The organism is Streptococcus sp. SP1 (genome assembly GCF_030440005.1).
GTDB lineage: Bacteria > Bacillota > Bacilli > Lactobacillales > Streptococcaceae > Streptococcus > Streptococcus parasanguinis.
Genome location: NZ_JAQFJJ010000008.1, coordinates 1 through 12778 on the forward strand (window position 1 = coordinate 1; position 12778 = coordinate 12778).

A 12778-nucleotide genomic window follows, 5' to 3' on the forward strand; every position below is an offset into this window, starting at 1 on the left:
GACGCAGTGGTTGAGTGGGCTCTACTACGCTGATTTCATCAGCTTTTACAGCCCTACTCAACTGTGCGGAGGTGGGACGACGAAATCGAATTCTAACGAATTACCGATTTCTGTCCCACTCTCTCTTGTTTCGTCCCTTATTGCTTGGTCAAAACAATAATCCCTTGATCATCCTCTGCTTGCTCCAGATCTTCTAGCGATAACTGATCCCCTTCGATCCGATAGCGATAAGGCTCATCCCCGATACGCATGGATTGATTGACCGGATCAATACTGACCTCTTTGGTCTCTTCTTCTCCATCAGTATCTTGCACCGTAAACGTGCCTTTTTGTCCCGCCACAACTAAGAGAATCATATTTTCCTCGTCCTGTCCTCGATAACTGCCATCTATGGACACTCCTTCTTTCTGTTCTTCACTCGCTGAAGTCACAGTCTGTGATGAAGCAGACGTCTGTTTGCTCGAAGTCTGTGTTGCTTTTTCTTGCTGGCTACAAGCAGTCAGAAAAAGGGCTACCACCAAGGTCATTATAAACATGATTTTTTTCATTTAGATCGACTCCTTTCGCTATAACCGTACACTATCTACCACCAGTATACGCCAAGAAAGTCTTTAGGTCAATTGTTTACCCCTCTAATAAAAATGCCCTTACCTCCGCAATAAAATACAAGGATCCTGTGACAAATAAGACTTCATCTGGACGACTCTGATCCATAAATTCTTTGATATAGGCCTTGTAGTCAGCTACATAGGGCAGGTCTTGTCGGTCTCCTTGTGCCACCACTTCTCCGTAATGGAAGGTCGTCAAAATCAATTCAGCTTCTGGCAAACCTGTTTGAAGCGTTTCGAGCATCCCGCTATAATCTTTTCGCTTAAGGGCTCCAAATAAAATCTTCACGCGTTTTCCTGCTAAGCTATTGGCAAACTCGATCAAGCGCAGCATGGCGTGAGGATTATGGGCGCCATCCAAATACAACTGGTCGCCAAACAACTCTAGACGTCCCGGCCACCGCGTCTCTTGTAAGGCCAGTTTGACCTGATCCATATCCACTTCTTGATCTAGACCCTCCATGTAGAGGAAAAAGGCCTCCAAAGCCACTGTAGCATTTTCCCGTTGGTAATCACCCTTCAAGCCCAGAGATGGCAAGACAAGTTCCACGCTTTCATTCCAAAAATGATCCTGCTCTAAGCCAAAATCTTTCTCGAAGGCGTGGAGATCCACAGCTAATTCCTTCGCTTTTTCTTGACAAACAGCTGCAGCTTCATCGGATAAGGGTCCCACTACAGCTTTCTTGCCCTTCTTAAAGATTCCTGCCTTTTGCTGAGCAATTGCGGCAACAGTCCCTCCCAGCGTTTCTTGGTGATCAAGGCCAATCGAAGTGATCACTGCGATCTCTCCTGTCACTACATTGGTGGTATCTAGAAGTCCACCGATACCGACTTCCAACAGGACCACATCCACTCCTTGTTCCTTAAAATACAAAAGGGCCATGAGACAGATAATCTCAAAATAAGAGAGTTGGTCCTGGGTTTGAAGCAAGGTCTGCTCCATTTGTTGGACTTCTTGACCAATCCGAGTAAAATCTTCATCTGAAATCGGCTGATCCCCAATACAAATCCGATCATGGATACTGATCATATGAGGAGAGGTAAAGGTCCCAACTTTCTTTTCGTGAGCCATCAACAATTGACGCAGAAAGGCGATTGTGGATCCCTTCCCATTGGTTCCTGTCACATGAAGAATCGGATAAGCCTTATCCGGCCTCCCTAAAAGGCTCACTGCCTGCTCCATACGATCCAGTCCCGATCGAAAATTCAGACCGATCCGACTATTCATCCATTGCTCAATCTTATTCACATCTTCCTCCTAAAAGAAAAAAGCGACAAAACCTCTTCTGACGTTTGCGCTCCTTTCTTTTGTAGTTATTTCTTTCTCATTTTTACAGCAAGTCCCCGGGCTTACCAACTCTTTCCAATTTCTTGGAGTTGGGCTGATACAGTCTCCCAGACTTACCAGCTCTCTCGTATTTCAAGGAGCTGGGCTAAAAACGTCCCCCGGACGTTTTTACTCCTCCATAAAGCTGTTGAAGACTTCTTCGATCATGTCCCATTCTGCATCTGAGTCTTCTGGGATTGGTTGAAGGTCACCTTCTGTTCCGTCTTCGTTTTCTGTAAATGAATATGCTTGGATTTCAACTTCGCCATTTTCATCTTCCTCTGCATTTGCAGGGATCAAAAGGACATAGTTCTTTCCAAATTCTTCTTTGCCATCGATGGTCAAAAGAATTTCAAACAAGGTTTCATTTCCTTGTTCATCCACCAATGTGATTAATTCACGTTCTTCATGGTCGTGGTTATGATCATGTGCCATACTATTCTTCCTCGTTTTCTTTCTAAAAATTACGATCTAAATAATTTTGTAAAATGAGCTGCGCCGCTAACTTATCAATAACTTTTTTGCGTTTGCTACGGCTAATATCTGCTTGCTCAATCAACATCCGCTCTGCAGCAACTGTTGTCAACCGTTCATCTTGATAGTCGACTGGCAACCCAAACTTTTCAGCAATCATCGTGCCATAAGCCTGACTGGCTTCCACACGCGGTCCGCTGGTGTTGTTCATGTTTTTCGGCAAACCCACAACAAAACGGTCCACCTTGTATTGAGCCACTAATTCGGCTAAGCGCTCCAAACCGAATTCTTTTTTGTCTTCATCGATTTGGATGATTTCAAGACCCTGAGCTGTAAAACCGAGAGGATCACTCACAGCAACCCCAACTGTCTTTGAACCAACATCCAATCCCATAATTCTCATTAGAGGTCTATTCCTTGCCCTTTCAAATAATAACGTACCAATTCTTCAACGATTTCATCTCGTTCATATTTACGAATTTGGTTCCGTGCATTATTATAACGAGGTACATAGGCAGGATCACCACTGAGTACGTATCCTACGATTTGATTAATTGGATTGTAGCCTTTTTCATCCAGTGATAAGTATACATCTTTCAAGGTCTCGCTAATTTCCTTACGATTTGAATCATCAAGATTAAAACGTACTGTTTCATCTGTAAATCCCACAAGAACACCCTCTTTCCTTAGAATATTACTATTATACCATAATCAAGAGTTTTCCACAACGGTCAAGTCCTTGATTTTACGGCTTTTTCAAGCATTTTTGAGCTTTTTCAACTAAACTGTTTTTTATTTTTGCTCACTCGCTCCAGCATTGATGAGGTTGTCCGCAAATTGGCTCGGTGTCAGCTTCAACAACTCCGGCAAGTGATTGTTTTTGAAGTAGGTCATACCTTCAGCCTTCTTCACATCCATTGCTTCAAAGTCATAGGTGATGGTCACCTTGTATTCATTCTCATTTTCCAAGGTCAAATCAGCTGTGAAGCCAGGAACTGTCAATGCTTCCTTAAAGGCATCATCCTTGGTAAAAGATTCTCTCAATTGCTTTTGCGCTTCTTCGACTCCAACCTGTTGGATCCCTTTTTTCAGTTCCTCATCAGTTGCCGTCACATTGACGGTCTCTAATTTTTTAAAGGTATTCCCCACATAGGTGACAATTTGCGTCTGTTGTGTGCCCTTATCATCCTTTGGAAAGACAAAGGTTCTTGTAATTACTTGATTTTCTTCAGCTTTTTGTAAGATACTCTTATTATCCTTTTGTAGCTGTTCTGCTTTCGCTTTGATTGCTTTTTGCTCACTTGAGGTTGGCGTTTTCACTTGCTTTTTTTGACCACATCCTGTCAAACACAAGGCAAGTGCACCCAATAAGAAGATTTTTCTTTTCATTTTTCATTCCTTACTAGTTATTGTTTTCTAAAATATTGTATCATAGATTTCGTAAATTGGCGCAGTAAACTGCTATCCATTTCTATTTTGAACAAGAAAAAATCAGAAACAAACCGTTTCTGATTTCAATCGCTTTAAAGTGCAGCACGCATCCGTGCTTCCGCATTTTCTACATTTCGAACAGATCGTGGCAAAAAAGCACGAATATCATCTTCTTTGTAGCCCACTTGGAGACGTTTGTCATCTACTAAGATCGGACTTTTAAGAATACGAGGTGTTTCCATGATGATGTCAATGACTTCATTGACACTCAAGTCTTCGATGTCCACTCCTAGATTTTTAGCGTATCGATTTTTTGAAGAGACAATACTTGCCACTCCATTTTCAGTCTTTGTAAGGATATCCAACAATTCTTCTTTGGTGATTCCTTCCTTACCGAGGTTTTGTTCTTTATAAGTTAGCTGGTGAGCGTTGAGCCAAGTCTTTGCTTTTTTACAGCTGGTGCAACTTGACACTGTATAAATTTTAATCATGCATGCACTCCTTTCGCTACACGATAATACTATCGTATTAAATTATAACACAAAAACCATCAGTCTAGCGACCTATTTTGAAAAAAATTAATCTTCAATTTCAATCGCGTCATCTAAATCCAGAGTTACTTCTTCTACGACAGGAGCTGCTTCTTCAGTTTTATCAAGGCTTTTCACCGCTTCGTCTTCTTCGATCAAACCAAAATGTACCCGAACCTTGTGGTCGATTTCGTCAAAAATTTCTGGGTGGTCAGCCAAGAATTTCTTAGCATTTTCAGATCCTTGACCAATTTTTTCGCCATTATATGAGTACCACGCACCCGCTTTTTGAATGATATCCAAATCTGTTGCAATTTTAACCAATTCACCCGTACGTGAAATTCCTTCCCCGTACATGATTTCAACCATGGCTTCTTTAAACGGTGGAGCTACCTTGTTCTTTACAACCTTGATCTTAGTTTCCTTACCAACGTTGGTATCTTTTTGGTCCCCAGTACCCTTGATTTGAGTATTTCCACGGACATCTAAACGAACCGAAGCATAGAATTTAAGGGCACGACCACCAGGTGTGGTTTCAGGGTTCCCAAACATGACCCCAACTTTTTCACGCAATTGGTTGATAAAGATGGCAATGGTCTTCGTCTTATTGATCGAAGCTCCGAGTTTACGCATCGCTTGGCTCATCATCCGCGCTTGCAAACCAACGTGGCTATCCCCGATATCTCCATCGATTTCCGCACGAGGTACCAAGGCCGCAACAGAGTCGACAACTACCAAATCAACCGCACCAGAGTCGATCAATTTACCAGCAATTTCAAGTCCTTGTTCCCCTGAGTCTGGTTGAGACAAGAGAAGTTCGTCGATATTGACTCCGAGAGCTGCTGCATAAGATGGATCCAAGGCATGCTCGGCATCGATAAAGGCAGCAATGCCTCCTTCTTTCTGTGCTTGCGCTACTGCATGGAGGGCAACGGTTGTTTTACCAGATGATTCTGGACCATAGATTTCGATGATCCGACCTTTTGGATAACCACCAGCACCCAAGGCAATATCAAGCGCCAAGGAACCAGAGCTCATGACTTGTACTTTTTGCTCTGCACGTTCGCCCAGACGCATGATCGATCCCTTACCAAAATCCTTTTCGATCAACTTCAGGGCATCATTGAGCGCTTTTTCACGCTCATCTCCAAATTTCTTAGAGATATCATCTAATTTTTTCTGTTTTTTCGCCATTCTTTTCTCCTATTTTTTGCTATACAGGAAATGCACTCCACTCACCAACGATTTCCGTCCTTTGAAGGCACATTTTCTATCCATTTTTAGAATTATTCTTCCATTTGGCACAAGCTTCATTATACCAAATTTTCACCATTTAATACAGCCAAGCGTACCAAATTAAAGGCATGAAGAACTGCAATTTCGCGGACATCCGCCCGGCTACGTCCGGCGATATTGACTTGGACACTATCCACTCCATTTGGAGTCGCAAGTCCGATAAAGACGGTCCCTGCTGGATGCCCTTCCAGACTATCTGGCCCCGCAACTCCGGTTAGGCTAACACCATAATCGGATCCTGTTAACTTACGGGCCTGTGAAGCCATGGCTTGTGCTGTAAAATGAGACACAACTCCATGTTGCTCCAACTCTTGAGCTGGAATAGACAACATCTTGCTTTTTTCTTCCAGACTATAGGTGACAAAACCACCCGCGAAGATGCTGGACGCCCCTGAAAAATCTGCCAAAGTCGCTTGAAAGAGGCCAGCCGTCAGGCTTTCTGCAGCTGTAATGGTCTTACCAGTCCGTTTCAAGAGATCAAAGGCAACCTTGGCCATCGAATTGTCATCCCCATAACCATAAAACAACTCTTGCAAGGGTTGATGGTCCAGCGTGTGACGTGATAAGATTTCCTTTTCTAAGACATCGAGCTTAGCATCCGCTGAAGCTTGATCCTTCGCCTTTGTAGATAGACGCAAGGTTACTTCTCCCGTCTTGGCATAAGGGGCCACCGTCGGATCACTCTGCTTTTCAATGATATCTGCTAGGATCGTAACCAGCTGGCTTTCCCCTATTCCAAAGAAGCGCAAGACTCTAGAAAAGAGCTGCTCCCCTGTCGTCAAATGAGGCACCAATTGTTCATTGACCATGGGTTTTAACTCACTTGGTGGACCAGGTAGAACGACATAGGTCACGCCGTCGACTTCAATCAAACCTCCAACCGCGAGACCTGTACGGTTTTGAAGGGGGATTGATCCGGCAATCATTTGTGCTTGTCGCTCATTATTGGGCGTCCGGACATAATCAGGGCGACTCGCAAAGAAGGTGTCGAGTTTGGCAAGCGCTGTTGGATCAAAAACCAGTTCTTTCCCTAAAAACTTAGCAAGGGTTTGCTTGGTCAAATCATCCTCTGTTGGCCCAAGTCCACCACATAAAATCACCAAATCACTGCGTTTTGAAGCTGTCTCAATGGTCGAGAAAAGACGACCTTCATTGTCTCCTACCGCCACATGATAATAGACATCAATCCCTAAACTAGCTAATTTTTCAGACAAGAATTGAGCATTGGTGTTCACAATTTGTCCTGTTAGAATTTCTGTTCCAACTGCAATAATTTCCGCCTTCATGGTGCCTCCCACTTATACTATTCGTAATTTTCATTTCATTTTAACACAATTTCCTAAATTATTTAAAAAACAGATTGAAGATAAAGTCCATTTTGGACAACTTTCTTCAATCTTTTTCTTTTAGAGTATAAAGTAAAAAACTCTTATAAATTCCATTTCATCAGCATTCCTAAGAGATTTAACTACGTGGTAACAACTTCTAAAAGGGCTATTTTCTATTGTGGATAGAGCTTATCTCTATTCTGAAGCAACCATATCGAGTGGTTACTTTTTACTACTTTCTTGATCTAAAAGCCTTCTTCTGACTCTATTTCTTGTTGTTTCCCCTCATCTTTTGTGATACAATAGCATCAATTTTTTCTAGGAGGATAATATATGGTTTCTACTATTGGTATCGTAAGTTTATCTAGTGGGGTTATCGGAGAGGACTTTGTCAAGCACGAAGTGGACTTGGGGGTCCAACGACTCAAAGACCTGGGACTCAACCCTATCTTTTTACCTCATTCACTAAAAGGCTTAGACTTTATCAAAGAACATCCCGAAGCTCGTGCAGAGGATTTGATTCAGGCCTTTTCTGATGATAGTATCGACATGATCCTATGCGCCATCGGTGGAAACGATACCTATCGTTTATTGCCCTATCTTTTTGAAAATGACCAACTACAAAAGGTTATCAAGCAAAAGATTTTTCTTGGCTTCTCGGATACGACCATGAACCATCTCATGTTGCATAAACTAGGAATCAAGACTTTTTACGGCCAATCATTTCTAGCAGACATTTGTGAGTTAGACAAAGAAATGTTGCCATATAGCCGCCACTACTTTAAAGAATTGATTGAGACTGGAAAAATCTCAGAAATTCGCCCTAGTAACGTTTGGTACGAGGAACGGACTGATTTTAGTCCCAAAGCCTTGGGAACACCTCGTGTCAGCCATGCAAATACAGGTTTTGACTTGTTACAAGGCAATGCTCAGTTTGAGGGAGAAATCCTCGGTGGTTGTCTTGAGTCTCTCTATGATATTTTTGACAACTCTCTACACGCAGATAGCACGGACCTCTGCCAAAAATACAAACTTTTCCCTGACTTGTCAGACTGGGAAGGAAAAATCCTCTTGCTAGAAACCAGCGAAGAAAAGCCTGAACCTGACGACTTCAAAAAGATGTTGCGGACTTTGAAGGACACTGGCATATTCGCGGTCATCAGTGGACTCTTGGTCGGAAAACCTATGGATGAAACTTTTTATGACGACTATAAAGAGGCACTATTGAATATCATTGATAGCAATATCCCGATTGTCTATAATCTGAATGTCGGACACGCAACTCCAAGAGCAATTGTCCCCTTCGGAGTCCATGCCCATGTAGATGCAACGGAGCAAGTCATTCGCTTTGACTATAACAAATAAAGCTGGGAGGAATTTCTCAGCTTTTTTTCTATATTCTCAGATGTTCTAGACATCTAACGTCACTTATTTCCACTTTTCCATTCACAATCATTCTCATGGTCATTGACCAGGCCTGCTGCTTGTAGGTAGGATAAAACTGCGACTGGTCCTGTGAACTTAAAACCACGTTTTTTGAGGTCCTTGGCTAGCTTCTCAGAAAGAGCTGTCTTCGCTGGAGCCTGCCGGTAATCTGAAACATCATTGACGATGGTTTTCCCATCGACAAAAGACCAAAGATAAGCATCAAACGATCCAAATTCTTCCTGGACTTGTAGAAAGGCCTGGGCGTTGGCCCGTGTCGCAAAGATCTTAGCACGATTTCGGATGATGGCTGGATTGTCTAACAAAGTTTCCAACTCCTCATCCGACATCTCTGCAACAGCTTGAAGGTGGTAACCATGAAAAGCCTCTCGGAAAGCCTGTCGTTTATTGAGCACCGTCTCCCAAGAAAGGCCCGCCTGATACGTCTCCATACAGAGTAACTCAAAAAGCGCCTGGTCATCATGGAGGGGACGCCCCCACTCCTCATCATGGTAGGCTACATAGAGCGGGTTGTTCATTTTAACCCAGCCACAACGTTTTGGCATAGATTTCTCCTATTTTACCAACATCTTAAGGGCTGACTTGATATAGTTCTCTGCTGTATCGGTCGTGCCTTCAAAGAATTTCTTGATTTTCTTAAGTTCCGTTGCCTTGTAGCCCAATGCCAACATGGCTTCCATGGCTTCTTCCAAGGCTTGGTTTTCTTCTGCAACTTTGGCTTTGGACTGAGCCGGTGCATCCTCTAGATCAAGATTGATCTTACCTTCTAGGTCCAAGACCATCTGTTGGGCTGTTTTCTTGCCGATCTTCGGAAACTTGGTCAAGTAAGTGATGTTCTTGCTTTCGATGGCTTGGACAAGGCCTGCATTGTCATCCGCAGCAATGATAGCCAGAGCTGAGACAGGTCCAATCCCAGAGACTGAGATCAAGTTTAAAAAGAGCTGTTTCTCTTCCTCTGTCGCAAAGCCATAGAGAAGGTGAGCGTCTTCACGGACCACTTGGTGCAGGTAGACTTGCACCTCTTGATTCATTTTGCCAGAGTAGGCATAGGGATTGGCCACATGCAAGAGATAGCCGATTCCAGCTGTTTCTACCACAATGTATTTAGCAGTGATTTTCGTTAAAATTCCTTTAATGTATTCGTACATAAGATTCCTTTATTGTTTGTTTAATACTTGCCCAATTCCCGCAGACTGGTGTGATTTTCCTGAATGCGTCGGAACATCTTTTCCATATCTGACTTGGTAAAGTTAACCAAGACGGGACGGCCGTGGGGGCAGTTATAAGGGTTGTCACATTGGGATAGTTGATAGATCAGGTCGCGTGCAGAGTAATCGTCCAGTGTATGGTTGGCCTTGATAGAGCGTTTGCAGGACATCATGATAGCCAACTCAGCTCGGTATTTCTTGATGGACACTTCCTTGGTCAAGAGGAGCATGTCACACATCTCATAGATACCCGACTCGATCTCTTCCTCCTTCATCCAGATCGGATGCTCCCGTAAGATCAACTGGTTGGCTCCGTATTCTTCTAAGTAGACGCCCACTTCTTCTAGGAGGTGCTTACGCTGTTGCAGGCGGATCAGATCGTCTGTAGGAAACTCAAAGATATAAGGCACCAGCAACTGTTGCTGACTGCCGTCTACGTCCCCGATACTCTCCCGGTATTCTTCGTATTTGACCCGCTCTTGGGCCGCGTGCTGGTCAATGATATATAGGCCCTCATTTCCTTGGGCAAAGAGATAGGTTCCATGCATCTGACCAAAATATTCCAACTCTGGGAAGGTCGAATGTTCTTCCCCATCCAACTTATCATAGGCCTTGTCTAGACTAGCCAGATCCAACTCTGGATGATCCAGTTCATCATAAACCACAGTCTTTCTTTCCGCAAACTTGATCGCGCTTGTTGGTTTTTCTACTGGGTTTTCTTGGATTCTAGCTTCAGTAGCAGTCTCATCTGCTAGAGGCCGTTGAGGATCTGCCACTTCTGGTCGAAGCTTGAAATCTTGGCTCTCTCGGTCATAATAGAGGCGGTTTTCTTTTAAAGGCAGGGTTGTCTGTACTGGCTTTTCTGTTCGGCGAATGGTCGACTTGGCTAGATTTTCTAGAGCATCCGGAATCAGGTCCTGCTCTTTCAAAGCGTTCGCAATAGCCTGGGAGATCAAGGCCATCAGTTCTCGTTCTTTGGAAATACGAACCTCTTGCTTGGTAGGGTGAACGTTAACATCCGCTAAGTAAGGGTCGATCTGGATATTAATGATCGCGAGTGGAAAGCGACCCACCATGAGTTTACTGCCGTAGCCGTCTAAAATAGCTCGATTGAGCAAGAAATTCTTGATGTAACGGCCGTTGATAAAGAGACTGATGTAATTGCGATTGGCACGAGTCAATTCAGGCAAAGACACAAAGCCCGTCACTTCAAAATCTAGGTCGCGATTTTCAATGGCCACCATCTTCTTAGCAGACGCCAGGCCATAGACACCTGCAATCGCTTGCCGGAGATTGCCAGTCCCCGCTGTTTTGGTCATTTCTTTTCCATCATTGATCAAGGTAAAGGCAATCTCAGGATGGGCCAAGCTCAAGCGATTGAGAATATCCACGATATGGGATAGCTCTGCCTGCTGGCTCTTTAAATACTTGAGACGAGCAGGTGTATTAAAAAAAAGATCTTCCACTGTGATCTTGGTTCCGACAGGGCTTGTCGCTGGCTCCAATTCCTCAATTTCACCACCCTTTGCGACCAATTTGGTCCCGTGGGCAGCTCCTTCTTGCGCCGTTAGAAGGGTTAGAATACTGACAGAAGCAATGGAAGGCATGGCCTCACCACGAAAACCAAGCGTTCGAATACGAAAAAGATCCGCTTGACTCTTGATCTTACTGGTCGCATGTCGACGGAGGGCTAAAGCGACCTCATCGTGCGCAATTCCTTCCCCATTGTCTGTAATCCGAATCGACTTCAATCCTGCTTCTTCGATTTCAACAACGATCTGGCTAGCCCCAGCATCGATCGAGTTTTCAACCAACTCCTTGACCACACTAGCAGGTCGTTCAATCACTTCACCCGCCGCAATCTGATTGGCTAAGACTTCTGGCAATTCAATAATCTGTGACATGTCTGCTCCTTTACCTATTTTTTCACCGATACATGTAGCTCTATTATACCACAGATCTACAAGACTCCCTTTCTTAAAAAACATAGGCTTGTCCCCATCTTCTTCCTTAAAAACCGCATAGGCAAAGAAAACGACCACATAGACAAATCCCCTTGTCTTCCCTTTGGAAAAAGTGTTTAATAGTAGTGTAAAGAAGGAGCCGGGCTAGCAGGCCAACCGACTTTACCCAAAGGAGGGAGAAACTATCTTATGAAAGTTGAAGTACAAATTGATTCCCACTTCCAAGAAGAAGCGGTGATGATCACAGCACCTGCACTGTCTGCGCGTGTAGAGAAAATCCGAGACTTTGCGAGAGAGCTGGATCAAAAAGGGCGCTTACGTGCCAAAAAGGATGGGGAAGCTTATCTGATCGAAAGCCAGCTATTCCAACGTTTTTACATTGAAAATCGGCAAGTGATTGGTGAGACCATGACAGATCAATTTATCCTGACTGGTCCACTCTATCAGCTATCTGAAGACTTACCGACCTTCTTTCTCAAAATTTCCCAATCTGAAATTATTAACACCCAATCCATCGATCACCTGCACTTTACCAGTGGAGGATCGGTGCAAATCTATCTCAAAAATGGGAGTCTGACCTACTCCTCCCGTCGTTACTTAAAAGCCATTAAGGAGAAATTATCATGCTAAAACAATCTTTTTCTGACGCCCTGAAAGGGATTCTCATTGGGCTCATCTTATCCATCTTCTTTTCCTATCTCTTCTCACCTGAGTTGTACCTTCCCTTAAGTCCCAACTCTGCAGTCGGCCACTGGATGTTCTTGCATCATGTTCACGGCTCACTGGTCATGCTCTATTGTGCCCTCGTTTGGGGTGCAATTGGGGTCCTCTTTAGCTTCGGAAGTCTCCTCTTTCAAAAAGACTGGAGCCTCTTACGGGCTACTCTGAGCCATTACCTACTCATGTTACTTGGGTTTATTCCTCTGGCTACTTTGGCCGGCTGGTTTCCAGCACGACTCGGATTTTACCTCTCACTCGTTGTCGAATTCACCCTCGTTTACGTGATCATCTGGTTAGTCTCTTATCATTTTTATAAAAAACAAGTTCAAGAAATCAATCAAAGCATTACTAACCACTAAGAGAAAAAAGACTGGGCAAAAACTGTCCAGTCTTCGATGTTTAATAGGCATAACTGTATGACGCAGTGGTTGATTGCTCAAAGCACT

General features: G+C 43.7%; 15 protein-coding genes. 3 read left to right on the plus strand and 12 right to left on the minus strand.

Features of this window, described 5'->3' with window-relative positions; genetic code table 11:
• Positions 1-137: 137 nt before the first annotated feature.
• From PCY07_RS05390 to PCY07_RS05430, 9 genes are all read right to left on the minus strand, one after another.
• Positions 138-548, minus strand: coding sequence for an SP_0198 family lipoprotein (locus PCY07_RS05390; protein ID WP_049498961.1), 411 nt, complete (start codon positions 546-548; stop codon positions 138-140).
• Positions 549-624: 76 nt separating this feature from the next.
• Positions 625-1857, minus strand: coding sequence for a folylpolyglutamate synthase/dihydrofolate synthase family protein (locus tag PCY07_RS05395; protein WP_013904314.1), 1233 nt, complete (start codon positions 1855-1857; stop codon positions 625-627).
• 207 nt (positions 1858-2064) lie between these two features.
• Positions 2065-2370: a DUF1292 domain-containing protein gene (locus PCY07_RS05400; protein WP_003001941.1), complete on the minus strand. Its 306-nt coding sequence runs from the start codon at positions 2368-2370 to the stop codon at positions 2065-2067.
• Positions 2371-2392: 22 nt separating this feature from the next.
• A complete protein-coding gene (gene ruvX, locus PCY07_RS05405) occupies positions 2393-2812 on the minus strand; it encodes a Holliday junction resolvase RuvX (RefSeq protein ID WP_003014525.1) in 420 nt (139 codons plus the stop codon).
• Complete coding sequence (locus PCY07_RS05410; protein WP_003002070.1) at positions 2812-3078, minus strand: IreB family regulatory phosphoprotein; 267 nt, start codon at positions 3076-3078, stop codon at positions 2812-2814. The genes ruvX and PCY07_RS05410 overlap by 1 nt, the downstream gene beginning before the upstream one ends.
• Before the next feature lie 123 nt (positions 3079-3201).
• A complete protein-coding gene (locus tag PCY07_RS05415; protein ID WP_013904315.1) occupies positions 3202-3798 on the minus strand; it encodes an SP0191 family lipoprotein in 597 nt (198 codons plus the stop codon).
• Positions 3799-3932: 134 nt separating this feature from the next.
• Positions 3933-4331: a transcriptional regulator Spx gene (gene spx, locus PCY07_RS05420; protein WP_003009108.1), complete on the minus strand. Its 399-nt coding sequence runs from the start codon at positions 4329-4331 to the stop codon at positions 3933-3935.
• Between the two features lie 87 nt (positions 4332-4418).
• Entirely contained in the window at positions 4419-5564 is a 1146-nt protein-coding gene (recA, locus tag PCY07_RS05425; RefSeq protein ID WP_061604430.1) for a recombinase RecA, read from the minus strand.
• Positions 5565-5683: 119 nt separating this feature from the next.
• On the minus strand, positions 5684-6952 hold the full coding sequence (locus PCY07_RS05430) for a competence/damage-inducible protein A (RefSeq protein ID WP_301355563.1): 1269 nt from the start codon (positions 6950-6952) through the stop codon (positions 5684-5686).
• Positions 6953-7327: 375 nt separating this feature from the next.
• Between PCY07_RS05430 and PCY07_RS05435 the strand changes: the two genes are divergently transcribed.
• A complete protein-coding gene (locus PCY07_RS05435) occupies positions 7328-8359 on the plus strand; it encodes a S66 peptidase family protein (protein WP_301355562.1) in 1032 nt (343 codons plus the stop codon).
• Positions 8360-8418: 59 nt separating this feature from the next.
• Here PCY07_RS05435 and PCY07_RS05440 read toward each other — a convergent pair whose 3' ends face one another.
• The 3 genes from PCY07_RS05440 to mutL are packed head-to-tail and all read right to left on the minus strand — an operon-like array spanning position 8419 to position 11552.
• The gene (locus PCY07_RS05440; protein ID WP_301355560.1) at positions 8419-8985 is read right to left on the minus strand and encodes a DNA-3-methyladenine glycosylase I; all 567 of its coding nucleotides are present in this window, start codon (positions 8983-8985) and stop codon (positions 8419-8421) included.
• A gap of 9 nt (positions 8986-8994) precedes the next feature.
• Positions 8995-9588 carry a Holliday junction branch migration protein RuvA gene (gene ruvA, locus PCY07_RS05445; RefSeq protein ID WP_003009115.1) on the minus strand — a complete coding sequence of 198 codons (594 nt, stop codon included), beginning with the start codon at positions 9586-9588 and terminating at the stop codon, positions 8995-8997.
• A gap of 20 nt (positions 9589-9608) precedes the next feature.
• Positions 9609-11552, minus strand: coding sequence for a DNA mismatch repair endonuclease MutL (mutL, locus tag PCY07_RS05450; RefSeq protein ID WP_301355558.1), 1944 nt, complete (start codon positions 11550-11552; stop codon positions 9609-9611).
• A 249-nt stretch (positions 11553-11801) separates the two neighbouring features.
• On the opposite strand from mutL, the gene PCY07_RS05455 reads away from it, so the two are divergent.
• Positions 11802-12242 (plus strand): LytTR family DNA-binding domain-containing protein, encoded by a 441-nt coding sequence (locus PCY07_RS05455; RefSeq protein WP_003018046.1) that lies wholly within the window; start codon positions 11802-11804, stop codon positions 12240-12242.
• The gene (locus tag PCY07_RS05460; protein ID WP_013904322.1) at positions 12236-12691 is read left to right on the plus strand and encodes a DUF3021 domain-containing protein; all 456 of its coding nucleotides are present in this window, start codon (positions 12236-12238) and stop codon (positions 12689-12691) included. The genes PCY07_RS05455 and PCY07_RS05460 overlap by 7 nt, the downstream gene beginning before the upstream one ends.
• Positions 12692-12778: the final 87 nt, after the last annotated feature.